The sequence below is a fragment of the Acidovorax soli genome (genome assembly GCF_014207955.1).
GTDB classification, from domain to species: domain Bacteria; phylum Pseudomonadota; class Gammaproteobacteria; order Burkholderiales; family Burkholderiaceae_C; genus Acidovorax; species Acidovorax soli_A.
This window is the reverse complement of record NZ_JACHLK010000001.1, coordinates 186,899-213,179: the sequence shown is the minus strand read 5'-3', so window position 1 is coordinate 213,179 and position 26,281 is coordinate 186,899. Positions and strand designations below refer to the sequence as shown.

Annotated in this window: 19 protein-coding genes and 1 pseudogene; 12 read left to right on the top strand and 8 right to left on the bottom strand. The window is 59.0% G+C overall.

Annotated elements, in window-relative coordinates:
- The first annotated feature begins 27 nt into the window (after positions 1-27).
- From HNP48_RS01000 to HNP48_RS00985, 4 genes are read left to right on the top strand one after another with little or no spacing between them, the layout of a single operon-like run.
- Complete coding sequence (locus HNP48_RS01000; RefSeq protein WP_184854985.1) at positions 28-1,929, top strand: hypothetical protein; 1,902 nt, start codon at positions 28-30, stop codon at positions 1,927-1,929.
- Positions 1,926-4,202 carry a hypothetical protein gene (locus HNP48_RS00995; RefSeq protein ID WP_184854984.1) on the top strand — a complete coding sequence of 759 codons (2,277 nt, stop codon included), beginning with the start codon at positions 1,926-1,928 and terminating at the stop codon, positions 4,200-4,202. Before HNP48_RS01000 ends, HNP48_RS00995 begins: the two co-directional genes overlap by 4 nt.
- Complete coding sequence (locus HNP48_RS00990; RefSeq protein ID WP_184854983.1) at positions 4,192-4,881, top strand: hypothetical protein; 690 nt, start codon at positions 4,192-4,194, stop codon at positions 4,879-4,881. Before HNP48_RS00995 ends, HNP48_RS00990 begins: the two co-directional genes overlap by 11 nt.
- A gap of 1 nt (position 4,882) precedes the next feature.
- Positions 4,883-6,151: a hypothetical protein gene (locus tag HNP48_RS00985; protein WP_221480044.1), complete on the top strand. Its 1,269-nt coding sequence runs from the start codon at positions 4,883-4,885 to the stop codon at positions 6,149-6,151.
- Between the two features lie 161 nt (positions 6,152-6,312).
- On the opposite strand, the gene HNP48_RS00980 is transcribed toward HNP48_RS00985, so the two are convergent.
- From HNP48_RS00980 to imuA, 3 genes are read right to left on the bottom strand one after another with little or no spacing between them, the layout of a single operon-like run.
- Complete coding sequence (locus HNP48_RS00980) at positions 6,313-9,411, bottom strand: error-prone DNA polymerase (protein ID WP_184854981.1); 3,099 nt, start codon at positions 9,409-9,411, stop codon at positions 6,313-6,315.
- Positions 9,412-9,448: 37 nt separating this feature from the next.
- The gene (locus tag HNP48_RS00975; RefSeq protein WP_260420043.1) at positions 9,449-10,765 is read right to left on the bottom strand and encodes a DNA polymerase Y family protein; all 1,317 of its coding nucleotides are present in this window, start codon (positions 10,763-10,765) and stop codon (positions 9,449-9,451) included.
- Positions 10,701-11,480: a translesion DNA synthesis-associated protein ImuA gene (imuA, locus tag HNP48_RS00970; protein ID WP_184854980.1), complete on the bottom strand. Its 780-nt coding sequence runs from the start codon at positions 11,478-11,480 to the stop codon at positions 10,701-10,703. Before imuA ends, HNP48_RS00975 begins: the two co-directional genes overlap by 65 nt.
- Positions 11,481-11,686: 206 nt before the next feature.
- Here imuA and HNP48_RS00965 point away from each other — a divergent pair, with 206 nt between their 5' ends.
- Positions 11,687-11,923, top strand: a complete 237-nt coding sequence (locus tag HNP48_RS00965; protein ID WP_184854979.1) for a hypothetical protein — start codon at positions 11,687-11,689, stop codon at positions 11,921-11,923.
- A 45-nt stretch (positions 11,924-11,968) separates the two neighbouring features.
- On the opposite strand, the gene HNP48_RS00960 is transcribed toward HNP48_RS00965, so the two are convergent.
- Together HNP48_RS00960 and HNP48_RS00955 are read right to left on the bottom strand one after the other, a co-directional pair.
- Positions 11,969-12,178: a hypothetical protein gene (locus HNP48_RS00960; protein ID WP_184854978.1), complete on the bottom strand. Its 210-nt coding sequence runs from the start codon at positions 12,176-12,178 to the stop codon at positions 11,969-11,971.
- A complete protein-coding gene (locus HNP48_RS00955) occupies positions 12,175-12,465 on the bottom strand; it encodes a hypothetical protein (protein ID WP_184854977.1) in 291 nt (96 codons plus the stop codon). The genes HNP48_RS00960 and HNP48_RS00955 overlap by 4 nt, the downstream gene beginning before the upstream one ends.
- Before the next feature lie 225 nt (positions 12,466-12,690).
- Between HNP48_RS00955 and dsr1 the strand changes: the two genes are divergently transcribed.
- The 3 genes from dsr1 (at position 12,691) to HNP48_RS00940 (ending at position 17,963) form a co-directional block, all read left to right on the top strand.
- On the top strand, positions 12,691-16,515 hold the full coding sequence (dsr1, locus tag HNP48_RS00950) for an anti-phage defense-associated sirtuin Dsr1 (RefSeq protein ID WP_184854976.1): 3,825 nt from the start codon (positions 12,691-12,693) through the stop codon (positions 16,513-16,515).
- 73 nt (positions 16,516-16,588) lie between these two features.
- The gene (locus tag HNP48_RS00945) at positions 16,589-17,632 is read left to right on the top strand and encodes an SOS response-associated peptidase family protein (protein ID WP_311773788.1); all 1,044 of its coding nucleotides are present in this window, start codon (positions 16,589-16,591) and stop codon (positions 17,630-17,632) included.
- Positions 17,633-17,816: 184 nt separating this feature from the next.
- A complete protein-coding gene (locus HNP48_RS00940; protein ID WP_184854975.1) occupies positions 17,817-17,963 on the top strand; it encodes a DUF1737 domain-containing protein in 147 nt (48 codons plus the stop codon).
- A gap of 149 nt (positions 17,964-18,112) precedes the next feature.
- Here the strand turns inward: HNP48_RS00940 and bktB are convergent, their stop codons facing one another.
- The 3 genes and pseudogenes from bktB to HNP48_RS00925 all read right to left on the bottom strand — a co-directional run bounded on the left by bktB (position 18,113) and on the right by HNP48_RS00925 (position 20,743).
- On the bottom strand, positions 18,113-19,297 hold the full coding sequence (gene bktB / locus HNP48_RS00935) for a beta-ketothiolase BktB (RefSeq protein WP_184854974.1): 1,185 nt from the start codon (positions 19,295-19,297) through the stop codon (positions 18,113-18,115).
- A 39-nt stretch (positions 19,298-19,336) separates the two neighbouring features.
- A pseudogene (locus tag HNP48_RS00930) lies at positions 19,337-19,501 on the bottom strand (short-chain dehydrogenase); the annotation flags it as partial.
- A gap of 42 nt (positions 19,502-19,543) precedes the next feature.
- Complete coding sequence (locus HNP48_RS00925) at positions 19,544-20,743, bottom strand: amidohydrolase (RefSeq protein ID WP_184854973.1); 1,200 nt, start codon at positions 20,741-20,743, stop codon at positions 19,544-19,546.
- A 258-nt stretch (positions 20,744-21,001) separates the two neighbouring features.
- Here HNP48_RS00925 and HNP48_RS00920 point away from each other — a divergent pair, with 258 nt between their 5' ends.
- From HNP48_RS00920 to HNP48_RS00905, 4 genes are read left to right on the top strand one after another with little or no spacing between them, the layout of a single operon-like run.
- Positions 21,002-22,171, top strand: a complete 1,170-nt coding sequence (locus tag HNP48_RS00920; RefSeq protein ID WP_184854972.1) for a MaoC family dehydratase N-terminal domain-containing protein — start codon at positions 21,002-21,004, stop codon at positions 22,169-22,171.
- 44 nt (positions 22,172-22,215) lie between these two features.
- The gene (locus HNP48_RS00915; RefSeq protein WP_184854971.1) at positions 22,216-23,466 is read left to right on the top strand and encodes a CaiB/BaiF CoA-transferase family protein; all 1,251 of its coding nucleotides are present in this window, start codon (positions 22,216-22,218) and stop codon (positions 23,464-23,466) included.
- 56 nt (positions 23,467-23,522) lie between these two features.
- Entirely contained in the window at positions 23,523-25,106 is a 1,584-nt protein-coding gene (locus tag HNP48_RS00910) for a class I adenylate-forming enzyme family protein (protein ID WP_184854970.1), read from the top strand.
- Position 25,107: 1 nt separating this feature from the next.
- Entirely contained in the window at positions 25,108-26,280 is a 1,173-nt protein-coding gene (locus tag HNP48_RS00905) for an iron-containing alcohol dehydrogenase family protein (RefSeq protein WP_184854969.1), read from the top strand.
- Position 26,281 lies beyond the last annotated feature (1 nt).

Below are 26,281 nucleotides of genomic sequence, written 5' to 3'. Positions count from 1 at the left end.
GGTCCTCTACTTCTCACGGGAGGAGTGATGCGCTATGAGTTTCATGCCGCACAGAAGGTGCACCAAACCGTTTACGAAAAGGTGGCGGTTGTCGACCTTGTGGGGAGCGGGTTGTCTCCAGGAAGTTGGGTCATTGCCGCCGTCGGCCGGGCAGCCGAAGCCTCCCGCCGGAAGCCAACGGAATCGGCGATTCCAAACATGTACCAGCAGGTGTTCAGTGGGCTTGCACTGAACATGGATTGGCTCCGCTGCGCTCGCGTCACTCCAGACGAGTTGACGGTAGAGTTGTTGGTCAACGCCATGCGCCATGTTGATGATTTCGTAGCGTCGAAGATGGACCGTTCGCAGGCAACGAGATCTCAGCTTTCCTATCACGTTAGAAAATTACTCAGAGACTTCGGTGTTTACCAACAGGTAGATCGCGTGTCACGGCTGGGTGTTATGTATCGGACTCCTCACAGCACAGTAGGGGCGAGTGGGCGAAGGATGATCAGCGACGCTGTTTTGCATGGCAGTGATGTCCCGCATCCACTCGGTGCAGTCCCTTTCAATACGGCGTATGAACTTCAGTCAAAATTTAATAAAAAAATCGAAGATACCTTAACGACAATTGCGAGCGCCGCGCTTAGCGAGATCGACAGCCTTACTGCTTCAAATGCTGTTCTCGAGGAAATTCTTAGTCGTTATGAGGCGGAAAATTTTGTACTTGAGAGAGTTAAGCTCCAGTTTTCAGGTGAATCAAAAAGCTTCACGAAACCATATTTTCAATGGATCGAGGATCAAAGCGTTTCTCAACTAGCTGCGGCTTATTATCGTGCTTGTCGAGACGCTCTACTTCAAAAATCAGATGAGAAATTTCAACCGAGGATTTTGAGGGCGAATGAAATATTAAGGTGGTTGGGAGAAAATGGATATCAAGCTACCGGGTCATCTGACTTGGCATATATTTTTATGTCTTGCAGCCTGCTTAACCAGCGGGCATTGCTTGGGTGTTTGATAATTCTCCAAATACATACTGGTTGGAATGTTAACTCGATCCTTGAGATGAAGCTGGACGGAATCCAGGGCAATGGGAAGGGGGGGTATATTATCCAGGGATTCAAGGCACGCATCGGTGAGGAGACACCATTCTCTGAGGTCCTTGCGTCCGACGTGAATGTTGTTCGTGTTATTGAACTTCTTACTGGTCGGCTGGAAGCGCTTCAAAATCTTGGATGGGCGCCTTTTGATGAACGTCGGCTTTGGCTAAATGCACGCTATGCCAGAAATGGGAAGCTGCGGCAGTTTGTAGGGTGGGGGTCTTCTCTCCACAAATTTTGCAAGAGGCATAACCTGCCCCAATTTTCGGCCGAGCAAATTCGTAATGAAGTGATCGGTAGTCACACGACTTCGAAAGGTGGACTAGAAGCTGCTCGTCAAGTTGCAGGTCACGCATCTATAGCAACGACGGCCCACTATGCCGATCAGCTGATATTGCATCGAATTAATTCGGCGTACGCCTTGGAGTTTGAAGGAAGACTGGAGAAATCTGTCCGGTTCCGTATGGGAGATTTTCCCAATTTCGATTTGGAGGAGGATCTCCTGTATCCAATCGGAGATGGTAGTTCATGTTCGGATCCATACAATCCTCCAGAACCGGAGTACCTTGAATATGGAGTATGCGCTGGGAAGAGTTGTCATGAGGGGGACGGGTGCGTGAATCGCAGGCTGATCATAGATCGAGCGAGAATCGAGGAGATTTTCCGTACTCAAGTTTTTTATCTGGAATCCTGGCGAGATCTTCTTTCTGGGAATAAAGAGTTGTTTCGGAAGATGCATGTTCCCGCCATGATGGTGAATTTTGCGCTCGTCGATATCTTGTTGAAAAGTGCCTATCGCCATGTGGCGAAGCAGATCAAGGAGGAAGTCACCATGAAAGGTGTCAAATGAAGAAAATCGAAGAAGTGGCGAAGGCTGAAAGAGCGGGACAGTATATAAACTCTGGCATTGAGGGTGGTACTGTTGTAATGCGCGATGGAAAGATTTTCATCCGAAAACACGAGGTCAGAGCAGATGAGCCACTTTTCCAGATGGTCGATTTGGCATCCTACCATCTTCCGCCTGCGCCATTCACTAGCGGTCCCATTACATTAGCTGATCGTCCCGAATTGGTTCAGGCGGTATTCTACTCAGTAAGAGCCTACGCGGATAGGCAAGTTCCTAGTAAATCTACTCACCTTAACGTTGTAAAGGCCATCCGGGCGATCGCAAAAATGCTTGAGTTCTGCTGGGTTAATGGCTGTTACTCTCTCTCAGACTGGAGCGTCGCCCTCACTGACAAATTGCCTCCAATACTTGCTGAAGGCGGCTGGTCGAAAGCTCTCAATATAAGAGAAAGAGTCTTAGATTTTCTGGGGGAGAATCCCAAAGAGGTGGCTAGGCAGTATATATCGTTACCTCGAGAAAAAAATCGAGATATGAGTATCAATAGAAAATTTCAGGTAGATTTGGGAACCAACATTAGTCAGGCTGAGCTTCGTCCGGTACGAGATATTTTCGCAAGTACGCTGAACGTATCCGTTGAAGGTCATGGGTCTGGAAAATCTAGGACATTTCAGGCATCGGCGGAGCTTGGTATGAGTTCCTCCCTTCTGCGTCAGGAGCTTGCGTGGATAAACCTTCTCTCGGAGGTTCCGAGCGGTGATTTGCTTCAATACGCTCCGTACCCCTCGCCGTTTCAGATATCTATACAACTGGGACGGCCTACAGGCAGAACGGCAAATATCACACCTGAGCAGATTGCAAAGATCGTTGGAAAAGGAATATATTTCTCTGAGCAAGTAAGCGTTCATATCATAGGGGTTTTTGAAGCAGTAGTGGAAAGGATTGAGGCTGATGTTTCCCAAGGGATAGTGCCTTGCCGGAAATCTGCGCTTCAGGCGTTATTCCTTTCAAAGCATAGAGTTCTGCTTAGAGATCTAACAGGAGATGACATCATTGATTTGCAACCGAATGTCAAGGTACGCAGTCATCAAACCTTAGAAGGAATCATCAACACGTTGTTCTCTGGCTGCTTTAGCGTGATTGGACTCCTGAATGCTCGACGAAAGGATGAGGTGCAACATCGCAAGATTGGGTTGACGCAGGCCTCGTTACAGCGTGTTGACAAGTCGTTGGACATCTACGAATGTATGTTTTATTTTCAGAAGCACCTAAAGCAACACGTTCCGCTATACGTGGGGCGTGCCACTGTGCGTGCAATAAACTGCCTCGAAGAAATGGAAAGACTAACGATGCGCTTAGCCAATGCCACGGGTCTGCAAGTTGATGAGCTAGCCCCGGCGGAACGTGCACTATTCCGATTCCCCAATTTTACCCTTCGAGGAAAAAGAAGTAGCCTCCGCCGGTGGTTTGAGTTCGGAGTTGGAGCCGCAACTGACGACTTTTTGCGAAGGGCAATAGGCGACTCAGATGTACCAAACCGGATCACCTCTCATATGTTTCGCAGGGGATACGGACTGCTGTTTATATATCGCTTCGAGGGGCCTATACTTGCACTCACACAAAAGTATGGGCATTTAGACCCCACTGATACAGTCACCTATTTGGTCGATCCATGGCACGGTGGGAGTGGTCCAGCAGTAAGGAAGTATGGACGTCTTTCTCCGGATCAGATCAAAGCGTCCTTCGAAGAAACGCGAAGTGTCGAAGAGGAGATACGCAAAATTAGCGATGAGCGCCTCGAGGAAATGGTCACAAGCCTCCTCGCTGGATCTTGCCCTGATGGAGGGCTTTTCCCCAAACTGATTCGCCGTCTGCATCAGCGACTGTCGTTAAACGTTGATTATTCTCGTATGAATGGATTTGAGCAGAGCAAGACAATATCAGATTTGCTGAAATCTAGAGATCATCAATTTCGACCTTATTGGCATGGCAATTGTTGCGCGCCAGGCGAGAAATTCGCAAAAAATGCGCATTGCAATGTCGAGCGCAGCAAAGGAACTCGTAGAGAAAACGCTAGCCCCAACGTTTGTGCTGGTTGCTCATACCATCATTTGACATTGGATCATGTGAGATCAATGGATAACTATGCTGAATCACTCAGGCGACGAGGCCTAGACCAAAACTGTGGAGCGCTAGAACGCGCGCGAATAGGGCCAAGGTTGGAGAACATCGTGCGCCTAGTTACTCTTTATAAGAGGAGGATGGGCAATGACGAATAAAAGGATGAGTGGAAGAAAGGCGTTTGCGAATAAGCCGCCTGTAGCATTTGAAAATCAAGAACTGGCGCTAAAGAATATAGATGTGAAAGTGAGATTTGTGATTGACATTTGTGATTGCTATCCAACCAATTTTTCACGTCTAAAAGCGACCGAAAGGGCGAGGGGGGACGTGTATAGCGGTATGACTAAGCAGGATTTTCTGGAATTAGCGACTATCTTGCCAAGTAGCAAGAGAAAATTTAATGCTTTTACATCAGAAGAATTGCCGACTAGCTGGCGCCATATTGCCCCAAATTTTCGTTCGAACGCAGCAGAAACGCTTCGAAAGGATTTGAAGAGGTCTGGCGAAGTTGAGAGAATAATTGCTCTTGTTAGGGTGCTTGAAAAGGGTGTAGAGGAAAAACCGAAGATTGAGAAACTTGCTTCACTAAAGCGGCAGCTTGCATTGGCGGTGCAGCTTAGAGTTATCGCCGAGCACACGATCTATTCTCAGAAGCGAACCATCGACTCCCTCAAGAAAGAGGTCGTCGCAGCCGAAAATCGATATATTGCGCTAGAGAAGGAAACTAAGAAGATTGCTTCTGAACTCAAGAGGGCTATCGCCAAGCAGGAAGCCAGCGGCGATACAACAGCTTTGCGTGGAAATGTAGTTACGCTCTGGCCACCAAAAGGTACTTAAAATGCAGAGAATAATTAAAGGGGGTTCGCGATCGCCGATAGTCATCTATGATTTGGCTGCTGGAGTGGTTGTAGAGGAGTTGACTGACTTTTCGCTCTACTTAATCGATTATGAACATCTGGATGAAAAAACTGTTCATGCGACTATTGATCATCTGATCCGATTTTCGAACTACTTCTTGCTCAATCAGTCAAGCCGTCTGGCGAATCTTGGAATTTCAAAATTAGTGCATAGTCTAGAGGACTCTATACTGGAGGGTTTTCGAGATAAAGAGTTGGAGTTGGTAATAAAGAATTCCCGGTCACGTCAGAATGAGCGAAAAGCAAAAGCAACAGTAAATGCTAGGCTATCAGCAGTTTACCGTTGGATATGGTGGATGCGTCAGACGGGGATCATCTCTGAGCATGTAGCAGGCCCAAAGGGGTGTTCCGTTATCGTTGACATTCGTGGTCCGAGTCGAATTGCGAGGAAATCTAGGGGACCATTATCAGGGAAAGTCCGCAACACCCCATCATCACGTCATTCATTGACGATGCACCTGCTTTTTCCAGATGCGGAAAAGCGAGGGAAATTCAAGACAGGCTTTGTTGCAACTCGAACAGACGCTGACAGCATCGTAGAACGTCTTACGACAAGAAATTCCAGCGAATACCGGAATCTTCGAGATGCTTTAATTGTTGACTTGGCTGTTGAGGTTGGATTTCGAGTCGGGTCAATTGCATCCCTTAGAGATTCTGACTTCGATAAAAAAAAGATTACCACAACAGCAGAGTCAACTGTAGTTGTTACCCCTCTTGTTCAGAAATACTCCTATCAAAATTCATTTAACATACCTGTTTGGCTAGCATTGCGTATATGTGCATTGATCGAAATTCGAGATGAGCATCTACGGTGCAAGGGATTGAGCGCACGGGTGATGGAGCGTAGAATATTTGTTTCAGAGCGCACGCTTAAACCGTTAACTTCACGCGCTATATCGCAGCAAATTGCTTGCTTGCTAAGGTCTCTTGGCGCACCAAAGGGGACTTCCGTACATGCTTTCAGAGCGCTATTCTGTACGGAAGAAATAGAGCGCGAAATAGATTATCGACTGGCTAGAGGATTGGATACCTCTGCCGCGTCGATATGCGCGTCGGTCGCTCTCAAAATGGGTCATAGTGACCCTCTGTCAATTTTTTCATATGTGTCGCGCGCATTGGCGCTGCGAGCTGCGAGAGAAAGAGCTTCTTCTAAGAGCTCTCAAAATCAGCCGCTAACTGTGGAGGCATAAATTAAGAAATTTGAGTGCATGCGCTTCTGGATGGGGCGATATTGCGTGAGGTTGCATGTTATGTGCGGGAGCGAGGATCGCAAATTCAATGGCTCACCAGTCAACTGTTATTGCACCGACTATCTCAAATGAAAGGGCCAGACACGCGGCAGTGATGCTGCCTACTTAAAATCTCGGCTCTCCAACCGCCCCAGCCTCCCCAGCCACGGCGTGAGATCCACCAGCCGGTGTGCAATCAAGTTGGCCACCGGCCCCCGCCGCTCCCACACCCCCTTGACCGCCAGCAGCCGCGACTCCAGCAGCACCTGCCGCTGCTCATCCCGCACCGCTGACCACACGATCACCTGCACGGCGCCGAACTCATCCTCCAGGCTCACGAAGATCGTTCCCTTGGCCGTGGACGGCTGCTGCCGCAAGGTCACGATCCCCGCTGTGCGGATCACCCGGCCATCCGGGATGTGCCGCAGGTCCCGCGATGACAGCAGCTTCTTCGCAGCCATGCGCGGCCTCAGCAGTGCCAGCGGGTGCCTGCGCAGCGTGAGCCCGGTGGACGCGTAGTCCCACACGATCTCCTCGCCCTCGGGGGCCGCCTGCAGCTCCAGGTAGTCCTCATTGACCGGCGTATCCTGCAACAGCTCGGGCGTGCGATGCAGCCCCGCCGCGTCCCACACCTGTTGACGCCGGTGACCAGACAACCCCAGCAGCGCGTCGGCCGCGGCCAGCAGCTTCATCTCGTGCTGCTCCAATCCGGCCCGTATGGCCAGGTCCTCAGCGCTGTCAAAGGGCTGCTCCTCGCGGGCTTCCACGATGCGCGCGGCCGATGTCGCATGCAGGCCCGCCACCATGTGCAGGCCCATTCGCACCGCAGGGATCGCAGGCAGGTCCTCCAGGGTTGATTCCACCGCGCTGTGCATCACGTCCACGCTACGCACTTCCACGCGGTGCCGGCGGGCATCCTGTACCAGTTGGCTGGGCGAGTAGAAGCCCATGGGCTGCGAGTTGAGCAAGGCGACCAGGAAGGCCGCGGGCTCGTGCCGCTTGAGCCAGCACGACGCGTAGACGAGCAACGCAAAACTCGCCGCGTGGCTCTCCGGAAACCCGTACCCACTGAACCCCTTGATCTGCTGGTAGGTGGCCTGTGCGAAGGCAGGGGTGTACCCACGCTCCAACATGCCATCGATGATCTTCTTCTCGTACTTCTCCAGCCCGCCACGCTTGCGCCAGGCTGCCATGGCCCTTCGCAGGTCATCGGCCTCGCCAGCAGAAAAGCCTGCAGCAACCATGGCCACCTGCATGACCTGTTCCTGAAACAGCGTCACCCCCAGAGTGCGGCTGAGCACCTGCTTGAGAGCCTCGCTGGGGTAGGTCACAGGCTCCAGGCCCTGGCGGCGGTTCAGGTAGGGATGCACCATGCCGCCTTGGATGGGTCCCGGGCGTACGATCGAGACGGAGATGACCAGATCGTAGAAGCACCGGGGCCGCAGCCGTGGGAGCATGGACATCTGCGCCCGGCTCTCGATCTGGAACACCCCCACCGTGTCGGCGCGGGAGATCATCCGGTAGGTCTCACGATCTTCGGCCGGGATGTCCTGCAGCCCGAAGTCTTGGCGTTTGCGCATACCCACCAGGTCCAGTGCCTTGCGAATGGCGGTGAGCATGCCCAGAGCGAGCACATCGACCTTGAGCAGGCCCACCGCATCGAGATCGTCCTTGTCCCACTCGATGACCGTGCGCTCGTCCATGCTAGCGTTCTGGATAGGCACCAGCCGGGACAGCAGCCCCTTGGTCAGCACAAAGCCACCCGTGTGCTGTGACAAATGTCGGGGAAAGCCGATCAACTGCATGGTCAGCAGGATCAGCTGCCGCACGGCCAAGTCGTTCTCTGGCAGCCCCAATTCCTCGAACCGTTCCAGCCGCACCCCATCACCATCCCACCACTGGTGGCCCTTGGCCAGCGCATCTACGGTCTCCAGGCTGAAACCCAGCGCCTTGCCCACATCCCGGATCGCGGACTTCGGCCCATAGGTCACCACCGTGGCCGCCAGGGCGGCGCGGTCGCGCCCGTACTTGCGGTACAGGTACTGAATGACTTCTTCCCGGCGCTGGTGTTCGAAGTCGATGTCTATGTCCGGCGGCTCGTTGCGCTCCCGGCTGATGAAGCGCTCGAACAGCATGGACATGCGCGCCGGGTCCACCTCGGTCACGCCCAGGCAATAGCAGACCACGCTGTTGGCGGCCGAGCCGCGGCCCTGGCAGAGAATGTTCTCCGACCGTGCAAAGCTAACGATGTCGAACACGGTCAGGAAGTAGTGCTCGTAGCGCAGGTCGCAGATCAGCTCCAGCTCGTGCTCGATCTGGGACTGCACCTTGGCGGGGATGCCGTTGGGCCAGCGGCGGCCCGCACCCTCGTACGTGGCCTGGCGCAGAAAGCTGGCGGGGGTGTGCCCATCGGACACCACCTCGTCGGGGTACTGGTAGCGGATCTCGTCCAGGCTGAAGGTGCAGCGCTCGGCGATGCGCACGGTCTCGGCCATCAGTTCCTCGGGGTAGGTCTGCGCCAGCCGCACCCGGCTGCGCAGGTGCCGCTCCGCGCTGCGCTGCAGCTCGTAGCCGCACTCGGTCAGCGGCTTGCCCACCCTGGTCGCGGTCAGCACGTCCTGCAGGGGCTTGCGGCTGCGCAGGTGCATGAGCACGTCGCCCAGGGCCACCAGCGGTAGCTCGGTCAGGGCGGAGAGCTCGCGCACGCGGTGCAGCCACAGCTCGTCGTCGATCCGGCGATTCAGGTCCACACCCAACCATGCCCGACCCAGAAAATGGGTCAAGGTCCACTGGCCCAACTCTTCCAACTGCGCATCGCTGGCCTCGCGGCAAGGCGAGACCACCAACAGGCAGTCGGCCAGCGTGTCACCCTCGATGTCCGCCCGGTGCAGCAGGTAGGTGCCTTTCTCGGAGGACCGCCGTAGGCGGGTGATGAACTGACACAGGTTGCCGTAGCCGTTCATGTTCTGGGACAGCACGACCAGGGTAAAAGGCAGGTCCGCCTGCACCCGAAATTGCGATCCGATCAGCAGCTGGATGCCTTGCTTCTTGGCCTCCATGTGCGCGCGCACCACGCCGGCCAGCGTGCATTCATCGGTGATCGCGATAGCGCTGTAGCCCAGCTCTTTCGCGCGTTCAACCAGTTCCTCGGGCCAACTGGCGCCGATGAGAAACGAGTAGTTGGAGACGCAGAGCAGCTCTGCATACAGGGGAAGCGCCATACAGCCTGCTCACGGGTGGGTGTGAGGTGCAGGCCGCTCAGGCGTAGCGCCCGTGCAGGAACCAGCCGGTCTCGTCATTGGCCAGGCGTTGCTGGTAGATCCACAGCCGGCCTGCATGCTGGCTCTGCGCCACCCAGTAGTCGCGCTGCACGTTGGTCTGCTGCGCATCCGCACCTTCGCCCACGCGGTGCCACCAGCCGCCCTCGACACGGTCGGGGCCGAGCAGCATCACCAGGGGGCCCTGGTAGATCGGACGGTGGTCGCGCTCGGCCAAGCGCAGTGGTTCCTCGAAGATCCAGTCCGGCACAGGGAGTTGGCACAGGCCGGGGGCGGCACGCGGGCGTGGCTCCTCAGCTCCGGGCCAGCGCTGCATCCATTCGGGTCGGTGGTCTTCGGCGAGCAGCGGGCGCACCACCTCGGCCTTGCCGATGCGCGCCTGCACGCGCTCCAGGACGAGCCAGGTCGCCTCGCCTTGGCGGACGGTGTCGGGCAGTAGTGACTTGCTCTCCTGTTGGATCGGGATGGTGCGGGTTGCGACGAGTTCGATGTCTCCCGCGGGCGCCTGAAGCTCCACCTTGGTCAGGTGTTCGTTCAGCAGCCGACTCAGGTGGTCCACCGACTGCGTGGGCTCGGCCGTGCCCACGGTCAGCTCGCCGCCCGTACCGGCAGTCTTGGCGCGCATGACGTCGTGCCACCAGAGCAGGGTGAACGAGGTCACGCCCAGGTGCCGGGCCGCCAGCCAGCTGGACATCTGCAGCAGCAGCCGGCGGGCCCCGAACATCAATGCGGGCGCATGCTCCACGCGGAACTGGAACTCCAACCGCGCACTGAATGTCTCCGGCAACTGCACCCACTCGTAGGCCTCGGGCCGAAGGCCGTAAGCTTGGTCCAGCCGGGTCAGCAGCTCCTTGTCGAAACGCCGGCTCAGGCCGCCGCGCGGCAGCTTGCGCACATCCCCCAGAGTCCTGCAGCCCAGGCGCTGAAGCGTGCCCAGGTGGGAAGCCACGGCGGTGATGGTCTCCAGCGGGAGCTTGTCCAGAATGGACGGCAGCGGGCCCACAAATCCGTCGGGTACGCCCGCGCGCACCAGCGCCAACGCGGCCGTGCCCGTGGGTGCCCATCCGATGCATTCCACGCCCACAGCCGTGCCTTCCGCTTCGATCCGCTGGCGCAACTGCTCCAGCCCGCCGAACAGGCGCGCACTCGCCCCCACCTCGACCAGCACAGCCTCCTCCAGCACGGTCACCCGTGGCGAGAACTGCAGCGCCCACACGGCGAGGGACGGCAGGTCAATGGGGATGCAGGATGCGCTGTGGGTGCTGGATGGTCGCAGTGCGGCCCAGATCCCGAGCATCGGGGGCCTCCTCGCGCGAAAAAGAAAACGATGTGGAGCGCAGCAGGCGCGGTGGCAGCACCTTGCGCAGCTGAGGGGGAATGGACTCCAACTCCAGTGCATCAGTGCACGGCGTGCCGCGGCGCTTGAGGATCTGCACGTGGATGTTCCAGCCGGAGCCCAGGGACGCCAGCAGGCGCAGCGGCGCGGGAGACGCCTCCCGCTGTGCACCGGTCGGCCGGAACAGGAAGACCGGCGACTGGCAAGATTGGGCATGCACCTGCAGGCGGCGGATCTGGTCCGCACGCGCCTGGGGCAGCCAAGCCATCACCGCACCCCGCGGGTTGGACTTGACCAATTGCTCGGTGATCCAAAGCCGGTCGGCGGGCGCCTTGGCGCGGATCCACACCAGGCGATCCGGGTGCACGCCGCGCTGGGCCAGGCCCCCGGCATGCGGGGGTAGTGGGGGCGAGACCAACAGGATCTGACCGTCGCCCTCCATCAAGGAGGGGATGCAGCCGCCCAGCAGGCTCCATTCGCAGAGGGGCGCCTGGGGCGACAGGACTTCCGTCAGGGAGCGCGTTGGCCAGCCGCCCCCGGGAAGGGAGGCATCCAGGCTGTCAAAGCCGGTCGGGATCGTCGGATGGTTCTGGTGGGCCAGGTCGTCGCCCGTCCAGACGGCCTCCCGCACGCCGATGGGCAGGTGCTGGGTGTCGAAGGAGCGGGCGGCTGGCATGGCGAAATACTGTAATTAAACCCAGTATACGGACAGCCCTACTGACAGAAAAGAGGTCGCCGACGGCAGTTGAAGGCCATTGCGCGCCGGTCGCACCGAAAACGATAGCGGGGGAGTCACGGCTGGCGCGGGAGGATCAAATGTTCGCCAGCCGTGGAAAAATTTCTGCGAACTTGAGACAGAGGAGGCGCCTCTAAAATCGTTCAATGACCGACCTGCTTCCTTCGCCCGCAATCCTCCTGGTACCGGTCTGGTATGGCGGCCCTCCGGACGAGATTGCGCTGCCGTTTCCCAAAACCCACTACGAAGTCGAGCACCAGGGGGATCGGACGCAGGTGAGGGTGGCGGTGTCGAAGGCCGTGGTGTACGACGGGATCGGGCCGGCCGAGGTCATTGATCCTGCACAGCGCTTGCACACGACGTCACTTGCCAAGCCGGTGTAGGGGCATCTGCAAGAACCCTATCGGACCGCGCAGGCGCGTTCGTCTCTACGGTCGGGTGCGCTTCCAGTCGTCCAACAGTTCCCGCAGCAGCAGCTTGGCCAAGGCCTCGGGATCGCCGTCTACCTGGGCCTCCTTGGGCGATGCTCCTGCTGTGAGGCATGTAAGCTTCATTCGCCCGTCCTTCACGGTCCACTCGCCGATGAACCCGTCAAGCTCGACCTGTCCACTGGAGGCGTCAACATGTTTGTCGCTCATGGGAATCCTTTCGAATGGGAGTTGCTGAAGAGGGCATGCAGCTCGACCAGCCGTCGGGCCAACGCCTCGGGATCGCGCCGCATGTCTCCGGCAGGTACGCTGCCAATGGAGACATGTTCGTACCAGATGTGGAACCCTGCCAGGTCAGGTAGTGGGTTCTCTGCAGCCAGGCGGATGGCCTCCGCGATGCTGGTGGTTTCGTAGTTGCCCAGGTGCTGCGCGCCTTCCATCACGTGGGCCCGATAGTCCCCGGACTCGATCTTGATGATGTGGAGTGTGAGCAGCATTCAGGGATCGTAGCCGCCATCGCAGATGCAACTTGTACCCCAGATTCCTCGCAGGCCGGATTTCCTCGTCCGAGTTGAGCCCTACCGCCTGCGATCTCGCATTTGCATTCAGGATCGAGACCGATTGTTCCGGCCGGCTGATCTCACTGAGCGGCACTTTGTGCTTCAGGCTTTCGGAGTTGCAGAGCAAAATCGACCGGCCAAACAACATGGGGGGCACGAGACGTGCAGTTCATTGCCAAGGGGCCAGACATTCCAGATGCACTTTTGCAGGCACACGAAGAGGGTCGAGTGGTGTTTTTCTGTGGTGCTGGAATCTCGTACCCAGCCGGACTTCCAGGATTTGAAGGATTAGTCAACAAGATCTATCAGCTGAACGGCACAACACCGTCAGACATAGAGAAGGAGGCGTTTGATCGCAAGCAATTTGACGCAACGCTCGACCTGCTTGAGCGGCGCTTGCCGGGGCAGCGCTTAGCCGTGCGGCGCGCTTTGGCTCAAGCACTCCAGCCGAAGTTGCGTCGCAAGGAGGCTACCGCCACGCACGAGGCGTTGCTCGAGCTGGGACGGTCGCGTGAAGGCAGCATTCGCCTGGTGACCACCAACTTTGACCGCGTGTTCCATACCGCCGCCAAACGCACCGGCAAGAAGTTTCAATCCTTTGCTGCACCCATGCTCCCCATCCCCAAGAACAGTCGGTGGGATGGACTTGTCTACCTGCATGGGCTACTGACAGAAAAATTGGATGACGCCACGTTGAACCGCTTGGTTGTCACAAGCGGAGACTTTGGTTTGGCCTATCTGACGGAGCGCTGGGCGGCTCGTTTCGTGAGTGAACTGTTCCGCAACTATGTTGTCTGTTTTGTTGGATACAGCATCAACGATCCGGTGTTGCGCTACATGATGGATGCCCTGGCTGCAGACAGGATGCTGGGAGAGGTCACCCCTCAAGCCTGGGCGCTGGGCGACTGTGCACCTGGCATGGAGCACGTCAAGACCGTGGAGTGGAAAGCAAAAGGGGTAACTCCAATCCTGTACGAAGTCCCGGCAGGTACCTATGACCACTCAGCATTGCACAAAACCCTGCGCGCATGGGCGGAGACCTATCGAGACGGCGTGCTGGGAAAGGAGCGTATTGTTGTGAGCCATGCGTTGGCGCGACCATCGGCAAGCACGCAGCAAGACGACTTTGTAGGTCGCATGCTATGGGCGTTATCGGATCGGTCTGGGCTTCCTGCCAAGCGCTTTGCCGAATTCAACCCAGCTCCGTCAATCGATTGGCTGTTAGAGGCTTTCGCGAACCAGCGCTTCGAGCACAGCGACCTAGCGCGCTTTGGCGTGCCGCCAAGGCAGGATGTCGATTCAGGCCTGCGCTTCAGTTTTACCCATCGCCCTGCGCCATATGACCGTTCGCCCAGGATGGTTCTGGCCCACAGTGGCGAGTTATGCAGCCAGTGGGATGATGTGATGGGCAACCTGGCCCCCTGGCTCGTGCGCCATTTGAATAATCCAAAACTCGTGATTTGGATCGCGCAATGTGGCGGTCAAATGCATGATCGCTTGGTATGGCTGGTCGAAAGAGAGCTGGATCGATTCGCTGAGCTGGAGCGTAAGGGCAGCATTGCTGAACTTGATGCAATACGTGCCCAAGCGCCCGAGGCGATTCCAGGGCCACCGATGCGAGCGATGTGGCGACTGCTGCTCAGCGGCCGAGTGAAGTCGGCTGTGCGCTACGCAGACTTCTATCGTTGGCGAGACCGGCTGAAGAGGGAGGGCCTTACTGCGACCCTACGCTTCGAATTGCGTGAACTACTTGCGCCGCAGGTTGCCCTCAGGAAGCCATTCGTTTGGGACGATGTGGCGAAAGACAGCGGCGATGCCACCAGCATCAAGGGGTTGATCGACTACGAGCTAGTCCTTGCAGCGGATCACCTCCACTCAGCGTGGCGCGATGTTGCGGATGAGCAGTGGGCGCCCATCTTGCCCTCATTGCTTGAGGACATGCAGCAGCTGGTTCGCGACGCGCTCGATCTGCTGCGCGAGTTGGGTGATGCAAGCGACAAGCATGACACATCTATCTGGGATCTACCTTCGATATCTCCTCATTGGCAAAACCGGGGTTTCCGCGATTGGGTGATCTTGATTGAGATCCTGCGTGATGCTTGGCTGGCAGTGCGCGCCATCGACAATTCCCGGGCTTCGTATGTAGCCCGGATGTGGTTCGACTTGCCCTATCCGACGTTCAAGAGGCTCGCACTCTTCGCCGCAAGCCATAACGCTTGCATCGCACCTGGCGACTGGGTCGATTGGCTTCTTGCTGATGGTGCATGGTGGCTGTGGTCGATATGCACAAAGCGTGAAGTGTCACGGCTTCTAACTTTGCAAGGGAGTCAACTTGCAGGCCCCATTCAGGATCGCATAGAAGCCGCCATTATCGAAGGGCCTCCACGCGACATGTACCGCGACGAGCTACGGCCAGAGGAGTGGGATCGCATCAAAGCGAATGCGGTCTGGTTCCTTCTGGCGAAAATGAGCGCGTCGGGCGTGGCACTCGGACGCAACGCTGCTTCACGCTTGGCAGAGCTTTCCAACCAGTTGCCACATCGACAACTTGCTGCCAATGAAAGTGACGAGTTCTCACATTGGATGAGTGGGTCTGGTGACCCTGATTTCGAAGACGACATTGATGTCGACATTGCGCCCCGTACCCGACGATCGCTTGTCCAATGGCTCACGAAGCAGCCGACGGAACGACGGCCATTCTCCGAAGACACTTGGCGAGATGTCTGCCGCACTCGGTTCTTCCATAGTCTTTACGCACTGCGTGACTTGGCGAAAGAGAATATTTGGCCGACGGGTCGCTGGCGGGAGGCGCTGCAAGTCTGGAGCGAGGACGACCAAATCTCGCGATCGTGGTTACATGCGGCACCGTTGGTTGAGGTAATGCCAGACGACCTATTGCAAGAGCTCGCCCATGGAGTGACTTGGTGGATCGAAAGGGCCTCAAAGTCGATCAGCAAACATGAGGACATGCTGATTTCGCTGGCTCGCCGGATCATGGCACTGCCTATCGAAGCAGGCACCGGAATGACGCGCAATGGTGAAGTCATTGACCAGCCTGTCACTGAAGCCATCAATCATCCGATCGGACACACTACTCAAGCGCTGATCAATCTTTGGTTCAAGCGGAGTCCAAACGACAACGATCAACTCCCAGACATCATAGATGTTCTGTTCGCCGAGTTGTGTGATCTGACCATCGACCGGTTCCGCCACGGTCGAGTGCTGCTGGCAGCCAACCTGATCGCGCTCTTCCGAGTCGATAGGGCATGGACACAGCAACATCTACTGCCCCTACTCAGTTGGGAAAATCGCAACGAAGCAAGAGCGCTTTGGGAAGGGTTCCTTTGGTCGCCGCGGTTGTATCAACCACTCCTGGTGGCTTTCAAGCGCGACTTTTTAGCGTGTGCTCATCACTACGAAGAACTTGGCGAGCATCAGAAGCAGTTCGCTGCGTTCCTCACGTATGCTGCCCTTGCGCCGATCGAGGGATTCTCGGGACAAGACTTTCGAGGGGCGATCAGTGCTTTACCTCTTCATGGCCTTGAGCAGTCAGCGCGAGCCTTGTCTCAGGCCCTTGAAGGGGCGGGTGAGCAGCGTGAGGACTACTGGAAGAATCGTGCTCTGCCATTTTGGAACGGCGTGTGGCCCAAGTCACGGGACCTTGCCAGTCCCCAGATTGCCGAATCTCTGGCCAGAACCGCTCTCGCTGCGGGATCCGAATTCCCTGCGGCGCTCAAGGCGGTGTACGACTGGCTGCGCCCTGTCGAACATCCAGACTTTCTCATCCATCGACTGGACAAGTCGGAGTTTTGCTCGCGATTTCCGGCTGATGCACTGAGTCTCTTGCACTCGCTGATCTCCGAGCAGCGATGGATACCTTCGGAGTTCGCGCGGTGCCTCGACAAGATCGCTCAAGCTGCTCCAACTCTCGCTCAGGATATCCGATACATGCGTTTGCGAAACATTGCTCGACAGCGAGGAATGTGACCCATCGTCCTGCCGTTTTCCACCGCCATGTGTAAATCACCGGCGGGGGCGCTATGTTTCGCGAGAACATCGCGTGCCGACCGCAGCCGAGGCATACTGGTTCACCGTTCAGGAGTTGCCGATGTGCTACAGCGCAATGGTCCGGTCTGACTACGCGAAGTTCGTGCGCGAATACGGGGCCAAGCTGAGCCTCAAGAACTTCTACGAGCTCTTCTACCGGCGACTGGGCGACAGCAGCATCCTGATCCCCAAGAGCGTCGAAGCTGCCTTCGAAATGCCGCAGTCAGAAGCCGAGCGCGACATCAAGATGGCGATCGCGCAGTACGCGGCCGACCGGGAAAAAGAACTCCTCGCCGACCTGGAAACGCAGCGTGCCAGGCTGGCCAAGGCCACTGCGAAGCTGCAGGTCAAATTCACCAAGACAGCGGCAGCCGATCAGCGCATCGCCACCAAGAAGATCCCCTGGTATGAAGATAAGATCGCCAAGCTGCACCAGACCCGCTTGAGTGCCATCGACTCGCGGATCTTCCCCGGCTCCTATGTACCTGTGATGGTGATGGAAGACGGTGAGCGGGTGCTCAAGCTGATGCGCTACCACTGCCGCCCGTCGCATGTGCCCGAGTCCTTCGACAAGGAGTTCCCAGGTTGCTACAACGCCCGCAAGGATTCGCTCAAGGGCTTCTGGAGGCACCAGTACGGCAAGACCCACGCCGTTATCGTCATCAGCCGCTTCTATGAGCACGTGCCCAGGCACCTAGCCGAAGGCCGGCAGACGCTTCAACCTGGCGAAAAGCCCGGAACCGTGATCGTGGAGTTTTGGCCGGAGCCTGAGCAGGACCTGGTGCTTGCCTGCGTCTGGGCCCGATGGTCGGCGCCAGGGGTGCCTGACCTTCTTTCGTTTGCCATCATCACCGATGATCCGCCGCCCGAGGTTCGAGCGGTGGGCCACGACCGATGCGTGGTGCCGATCAGGCCCAAGGACATTGACACGTGGTTGCAGCCTGAGCAATCCACGTACGAGCAGCTCGATGCAATTTTGGATTCTTCGGCGCGGCCGTATTTCCGGCACTCACTGCTGACAGGTGATGAGCCAGGTGCTGAGGAGCAGGAGGGCTGATGCACCACACCTAGGATCAGGCCCACATGCAAAGGCCTGGGGCCGGTCATGGGCGCAAGGATGTTGGACCGGATGGATTCACCACTGTTAGATTCGGCGCAAGAAGATGGCCGAGGGCTTGTAGCGATGTCCACAACCCAAAGCCTTCACGTCGCAGATTTTGATTCAGTTCAGAAAGTAGGCAATGGAGTACAACATCCTCTCCCATGTCAGCATGAAAACCTTGATCGAACAGGTCAACGATGCGATCAAGTGCGGATGGGAGCCGCTCGGAGGCTTGGCCATGGCCAGTAGCAATTGGTGGGCGCAAGCAATGATTCGACGGAAGTGACCACTGCAGCCGCTCTCGATTTTCGACGCGTTTGGTGCGGAGGAGCGGGCTGAAATGAGAAATCGATCCAGGCCAACTCCACGGGCGTGGTGCGCAAGTTGTCTAGTCAGCGTGTGCTCTAGAAAGCAAGCTTCAAGCGGTGCTCGGCCTCAGAGGCGTTCGAAGATCGCCGCAATCCCCTGGCCGCCGCCGATGCACATGGTCACCAGCGCATAGCGGCCTTGCACGCGCTGCAGCTCGTGCAGGGCCTTCACGGTGATCAGCGCACCCGTGGCGCCGATCGGGTGGCCCAGCGAGATGCCCGAGCCATTGGGGTTGACCTTGGCCGGGTCCAGGCCCAGGTCCTTGCTCACCGCGCAGGCCTGGGCGGCGAAGGCCTCGTTGGCCTCGATCACGTCCAGGTCGGCCACCGTGAGGCCGGCCTTCTTGAGCGCCAGTTGGGTGGCGGGCACGGGGCCGATGCCCATGTACTTGGGGTCCACACCGGCATGGGCGTAGGCCACCAGGCGCGCCAGGGGCTTGGCGCCGCGGGCCTTGGCGGCACCGGCTTCCATCAGCACTACGGCAGCGGCCGCGTCGTTGATGCCCGAGGCATTGCCCGCCGTCACAGTGCCGTTTTCCTTGATGAACAAGGGCTTGAGCTTGGCCATGTGGGCCAGCGTCGCGCCGGGACGGAAGTGCTCGTCGGTCGCGTACTGCACGTCGCCCTTCTTGCTCTTCAAGGTGACGGGCACGATCTGGTCCTTGAACAGGCCGGCCGCGGTGGCGCGCTCGGCGCGGTTGTGGCTTTCCACGGCCAGCTGGTCCTGGTCTTCGCGGCTGATGCCCCACTTGGCGGCGATGTTCTCGGCCGTCACGCCCATGTGGATGCTGTGGAAGGGGTCGTGCAGCGCACCGATCATCATGTCCACCATCTTGGTGTCGCCCATGCGCGCGCCCCAGCGCATGTTCAGGCTGGCGAACGGTGCGCGGCTCATGTTCTCGGCACCGGCGCCGATGGCCACGTCGGTGTCGCCCAGCAGGATGGACTGGCTGGCGTTCACGATGGCCTGCAGGCCCGAGCCGCACAGGCGGTTGACGTTGTAGGCGGGGGTGTTCTCGCTGCAGCCGCCGTTGATGGCGGCCACGCGCGAGAGGTACATGTCCTTGGGCTCGGTGTTCACCACATGGCCGAACACCACGTGGCCCACGTCCTTGCCTTCCACGTTGGCACGGGCGAGCGATTCGCGCACCACGAGCGCGCCCAGTTCGGTGGGGGCAATGTCCTTGAGGCTGCCGCCAAAGGTGCCGATGGCGGTGCGCACTGCGCTGACGACGACGACTTCACGGGTCATGGGAGTTTCCTTTCTGGAGGGATGTCTGGAGAATTCTTGTCAGGCCTCGCGTACATCGGCCACGGGATTGGCGCCGAAGTCCGCGCGGTCCAGCCAGGCGAGCACGCGGGTGGCGGCATCGGTGGGCGATGTGAGCTGGCCACCCGTCTTGAGGTTGGCGAAATTCTGGCGGTCCGGAAAAGCCTCGGGTGCGGCGCCGCGCAGGCACCGCATCTGCGCGACGCAAACCAATTCGCCGACTGCCGCTTATCCCTTTTGAGACCAGGTTTGATCGCACGCACGCTCAAGCTCTGGAAGCCGATAGGTCTGACATGCGGTTCGATAAAAAAGTGCCTGGCGCTCTGACTGGGACAACGAGCGGGTCGCAAGCTTGAAGGCATTCCACAATTGGACGTAGCCGCCCGACTGCTTGTCCACCGGAAAGTTGCTTTCCAGCATGCATCGCCCGGGGCCAAATGCATCAATGCAGACATCCATCAAAGGCTTCCAGGCCTGCAGCAAGGCCTGGGTTTCTGCAGGTTTCGCCCCCGACTCGAATCCGAATCCGAAAATGGGCATGCCCATGCCACCGACCTTCACGCGAACGTTGGGCCTGCTGCCCAGGGCGCGCATGTCGCGTTCCCACTCGCGCCGAACGCTAGCTTGCTGAGACTGGAATCCCAGGACCCCCACCGACATGCCCACGTGGTTCAGTACGATGGGGGTGCGGGGAAACGCGTCGGCCAATGAGGCCAGCTCGCGCAGCTGGGTGTGATAGATCAGCGCATCGAAGCTGAGGCCGTGCCGGTCCAGTAAAGCGAAGCCGCGGCGAAAGTTGGCGTCGCCCATGATGTTGGGTTGGGCGTTGGGGATGAACTTCTTGAGATCGCTCTCGTGGTAGGTCGCATAGAAGCGAGCGCCCCGCAGCCTGCCTTTTCCTGCTTCCACATGTGCTCGCAAGACCTCATCCACCGCATCCCCTAGCGCCAGGTCGACGTCCGAGACGATGCCCGCAGCAAGGCGACAAGGTCCCTGGGGCGTGCTGAGCGGCTCTGCGCTCAACGCGACGATGCGTTCCACCTCCCCGAGCGAGCGCATAGCAGGCGGTCCGTCGGTGCGCCAGCCAGCCCCGTAGGCCGCTATGTACACGGTCCCCACGACCTTGTGTCCCGATGCCAGGTCGCTCTCCATGTCCTCGCGACGGTAGTAGAGCTTGTCCGAACTGGTACCGAAGAGGTGGTGGTGCGGGTCCACGATGGGAAGCCCTGGTTCCATCGCAGCTTCGCGTGGTCCGCGGCCATGCCACTCCAGCAGATCCTGCGTTGGGCGATGTTGGTTCCCGCGATAGGCCGCAGGAGCTGCGCTCTCTTGTGCCAGTGCCGAGCTGCATAGCCCGGCATCGCCAAGTGCGAGAGCTGCAGTGGAAAGAAACGTTCGCCGGCTGGGAAGGCCAATGGAATTGGGCATGCATGTCTCCTGTCGTTGTAGGGCATCTGTGCCCCTCGCACAGGCGCCCTTTTGCGACCCAGTCTAGGAGTCGGGCTTGGTGGGCGTCCATGGCGATGTTCAGGAGCCGGGATTCGTGTTTCCCGAATGCGGGCTGCAAGGTTGCCATCTTCCCGGTGAGCGGCTTTTGCGGATGCGGGCTGCACAAAAACCGCATTGACCCTTCCCGCCCAAAATCCTACAGTCTCTTATCGCCATTACGACCAAGAGTTCGCATATATGAACACCAAAGAGACAACTGATGCCGGCATCAGTAAAGAGCTGGCCCTGGGCAAGTTCACCGACAAGATGCTCGATGACATGCGCGCCCTGATCGGGACCGAGTTGCGCACAGAGTCCTGCCTGAATAACGAGTACGCGACCAGGCTGGCGATCATGCGTTTCTGCGAGGGTATTGGCGACGACAACCCGCTGTGGACGGATGCCAACTACGCGAAGGACGGCCCATACAAGACACTGGTCGCGCCACCCAGCTTCATCTTTGCCTGTCTCGGCTCGGTGCAGGTCGGCTGGCCTGGTCTGGGTGGTTTCCATGCGGAAACCAAGATGACCTTCAACGAGCCCATCCGCGTGGGCGAAAAGATCACCGCGAAGGTGACGTTCGACGGCTTTGATGGGCCCATCGACGACAGCAACTTCGGCGGCCGGCGCATCAAGGACTACCTGCGCCAGGAATATCGCAACGAAAACGGTGAGCTCAAGGCCACCTTCATCTGCTCACGCATGCGCTTCGAGCGCGGCGAGATGCAAAAGCGCCGCGAGAGCCGCGCCATCGAAGTGCCCCATCCATGGAAAGACGAAGAGATCGCCGAGATCGAGAAGCAGATCCTGGCGGAGCGCCCACGTGGCGCTGAGACGCGCTACTGGGATGATGTGCAGGTCGGTGACGAACTTGACGTCATCACCAAGGGTCCACTCGGCCTGACCGACTTCATTGCCTTTATTGCCGCCGGTGCGGCGCCCATTCCACGGGTAGCGGCGCATGCTGTCTCGCTCAAGCGATACCACAAGCACCCCAAGTGGGCGTTCCGTGACCCTCGGACCCATGCGCTGGAACCCGTCTACTCCGTTCATTACAACGACTACGCCGCACAACTCCAGGGCGCGCAGATTGCCTACGACGTGGGCATCCAGCGCACCTGCTGGCAGATCCACTCGCTGACCAACTGGATGGGCGACGCGGGACAACTGCGTGCGATCACCGGTCAGTACCGCGCACACGTCTATCTGGGCGACGTGGTGCGTTTGGGGGGACGCGTGGAATCCAAGGAGATCGACACCAATGGCGAATACGTGGTGAAGCTCACCACCTGGGCAACGAACCAGCGCGATCAGAAGGTAATGCCGGGCACTGCCGTCGTCGCACTGCCCAAGCGCCCAGCGGCATGAGCCAACGGCTCCTATAAAAGAAACCAGCCTAGACCGAGACAAACATGACCACTGCCAGCGACACTTTGATCGCGAAAGCGAAGGGTGAGGCACGCCACACATTGGCGTCTGCTGAATCGGCGCACGAGGATGGCGTGCGAGCACCTGAGGACGACTCACTGCCGCTTCGCGGGGTGCGTGTCCTTGACCTGACGCGCTACCTTTCGGGCCCCTATGCGACCTTGCTGCTCGCCGAGATGGGAGCCGAGGTCATCAAGGTGGAAGTGCCAGAGGCCGGCGACGATACCCGCCATATTGCTCCGCTGCAAGGCGACGTGAGCTTCTACCACTCCACCATCAACCGCAGCAAGGCTTCGGTGGAAGTCGACCTGAAGTCCGAAGAGGGCCGAAAGCTCGTCCACGCGATGGTCGCCGACTGCGATGTCTTCATCCAGAACTTCCGCACCGGTGTCGCCGAGCGCCTGGGCTTTGGCTACGACGTCGTCTCCAAGCTCAACCCGAAGCTTGTGTACTGCTCGATCTCTGGGTTTGGCGGCACGGGACCTGAAAGCCGGCGCGCCGCCTTTGACCTCATCGTGCAGGCTGAGTCGGGCGTGATGAGCTTGAACGGCGAAAGCGACAGCCCGCCCAGCAAGCTGGGCCTTCCGGTGGCCGATCTGTCCTCGGGCATGTTCGCGGTGCATGGCATTCTCGCTGCGCTGCACCGCCGTTCACGCACGGGCAAGGGCGGCTTGGTCGAGGTCAGCATGATGAGCTCGCTGCTGTCCCTGTCGGTCTACAACGCCACTCGCTACTTCGTGACGGGCGAAACGCCAAAGCGCATGGGGTCGCGCCATCCCGGCGTGGTGCCCTATGGCCAGTATTCGGCGTCGGACGGGAAGGTCTTGCTCTCCACCTTCAGCGACAACTCGTGGAAGAAGATTGTCGAGGCCATGGACTGTCCCGAGCTTGCGGAAGATCCGCGGTTTGTGACTGCGGCCTCGCGGGTTCTTCATCGAGACGCATGCGATGGGCTGCTCAGTGAGGTGTTTGCAGGGTTCACTTCCGAAGAGATCGTGAAGCGCCTCCACAAGGCGGGAATTCCCTGCGGCGTGGTGCGCAGCCTGGGCGAGGCGCTGGAAATGGAATGCGCCAGTGGCTCGGGCTCGATTGCCGATGTCGAGTACCCGGGGACGGTCGGGACGATTCGCAGTGTGCGGATACCGATCAAGTTCGATGGCCAGTGGTGCCCCGCCAAGCCGGCGCCGGGACTCGGCCAGGACAACGCGATCCTCAATCAATACAAAGAAATCTGAACGTGCAGTGAGTGGGCGCGATCTCTTTGCGCCGGCTCACTGAATTGGAGACATCGATGTCAGCAGCAGCAACGCCATGGGGCAAAGAGATCGCGACCGAAACGGTTGGCGGCGTCCCCTTCCGGATGTACACGGATCGCCCGCGCCGGGTCGAGCAGGTGCTCGGTTTCGCCCGCCGCTGGGGCGCCCGGCCCCACCTCATACAGGGTGATCGCGTCCTGTCGTTCCAGGACCTGCACCGGGGAGCACTGGCCAAGGCCAGCCAACTCGCCGAGCTGGGAATTCAACGAGGTGATCGCATCTTCATCCTGGGCTGGAACAGCCCCGAGTGGGTGGTGAACTTCTGGGCTTGCTTCCTTGTGGGCGCAGTACCAGTGCTCGCAAACGCCTGGTGGAGCGAAGTGGAAGTCAGCAACGGTCTCGCACTGCTGCAGCCCGCAATGACCTTGGCTGATGACCGCTGCGCGCCGCGCGTGCCCCAGGGCGCTCGCAAGGGGCCTTGGGCCATCGACTCCAAGTGGTGGAACGGCGACGAAGCTGCCGCGGAGGTGGACAGTACACGCCTTGAGGAAGACACCGCTCTCATCATCTTCACCTCCGGCACGTCGGGTCAGCCCAAGGCGGTGGTGCTCTCGCACCGGGCCCTGCTGGCGCGGCTGCAGATGACCCTGCACATCACGCGCAAGTTGCCGCATCAGATCGACGAGGCGGCCCGAGACGTGACGCTCATTACCGGCCCACTGTTCCATGTCGGTGGCATGCAAACCCTCATGCGGGCCGTTGTTGTCGGCGATACGCTGGTGCTGTCGGAAGGTCGCTATGACCCTGCAGAGGTGCTCGCGTCCATTGAGCGCAACAAGGTTAATCGATGGAACGCAGTGCCGACGATGGTCTCGCGCCTGTTGGACCACCCGGACGTACCGCGCAGGGACTTGAGCAGCTTGAAGTCCATCAGCATTGGCGGTGCGCCGGTGCATGCAGAACTGATGCAGCGCATTCGCACCCAACTGCCCAGCGTCAGTCCAAGGATTCCGACAGGCTACGGCCTGACCGAAAACGGGGGGCAGGCCACTGCTGCAGCTGGCTCAGAAGCCATCGAGGAACTGGGCTCCACCGGCAAGCCATTGCCCTGTGTTGAGATTCGCTTCCTCCCGCATGACGGGTTGCCGGACGGGGAGATCCTGTTGCGCTCCCCGACCCAGATGTCCGGCTTCTTTGGCTTGAATGAGTCGCCCATCGATGCGGATGGCTGGCTGCACACCGGTGATCTCGGCAAGCTCGACGAGAAGGGCAATCTCTGGATCACGGGCCGTTGCAAAGACATGATCATCCGTGGCGGCGAGAACATCGCCCCGGCCGCGATAGAGCGAGCACTGCTGAATATTCCCGGCGTGACTGAAACCGTGGTCTTCGGCGTGCCCCACCGCGATCTGGGCGAGGAAGTCATGGCAGCCGTCGTGACCGACACCGATATCACACCGCAACAACTGCAGGACCAACTGCGCGGGCAGATCGCATCGTTTGCTGTGCCCAGCCGCTGGAAGATCCAGCGCGAGCCGCTGGCAACCAACCACACCGGCAAGGTGGACAAGGCCGCGATCAGCGCCCAACTCCGCGCCGAACTCCAGAACGAAGGTTGACATGGCCATGCAGAACTTCCAACACGTCACGCCGCCGCTGCGGCTGTTCCACGGCCCCGACAGCCTGTCCCACCTGGGCCGCGAGCTGGACCGCATCAAGAGCCGGCGTGCCGTCGTCGTTTGCGGCGACTGGCTGGCAAAAGGTCCTTTGTTTGAGCGTGTTCGTGCGGCACTGGGCGAGCGCTGTGCGGGTGTCTATGGAGAGGTGCTGGGGCACAGCCCGGTGGCCTCCGTTGAAGATGCTGCCCAGTTGCTGCGCCGCCTGGAAGCGGACGCCGTGATCGCAGTCGGCGGTGGCTCAGCCATCGTGACGGCGCGCGCTGCCAGCATCCTGGCGGCCGAGGGCAAGCCGGTCTCCGAACTGTGTACCGTGACCGAGGCAGACGGCAGCCTGCGCAGCCCCAAGCTGTCGGCCCCCAAATTGCCTCAGTTCATCGTTCCCACCACGCCTACCACTGCCACCGTGAAGGCTGGCAGCGCGGTGTTCGACCCGGCCTCCGGACAGCGCTTGGCGATGTTCGATCCCAAGACGCGTGCGCAGTCCGTGTTCATCGACCCCGAAATGATCCTCTCGGCGCCGCGCGGCCTGGTAGCCAGCGCCAGTATCAATACCTTGTCGATGGCTATCGAGGGCCTGACATCGCGCTCGCAGGATGCACTCGCCCAGGGTGCATTGATCCAGGCACTTCGTCTGCTCGGAAGGTATCTGCCGCAAGCTGCAAAAACCGACGACGCAGCGGTGCGTGGCCAACTGGTGCTGGCTGCCATCCTCTGTGGGCAGGGCACGGACCATACTGCAGCTGGGATTACCACGGTGCTGGGCCACGCCATCGGCGCCCGGCATGACATCGAGAACGGCACGGTCAATGCCATCGTGCTACCGCACGTGCTGCGCTTCAACGCCGAAGCCGCAGCCGCGGGCATGGCAGATGTCGCGGCCGCGCTTGATGCGCCGCACTCGCAGGAACAAGGAGATCTGCAACGCACCATCGAGAAAGTCACTTCCCTGTTCAACGACCTCGGCGTGCCGCAGCGCCTGCGTGATGTGAAGGTGCCGCGAGAGGCCCTGGCGGATATCGCTGAGCACGGCATGGGTGACTGGTTCCTGCGAGGCAATCCGCGACCGGTACGCAGTGCTGCCGAACTACAACAAATTCTGGAAGAGGCATGGTGAG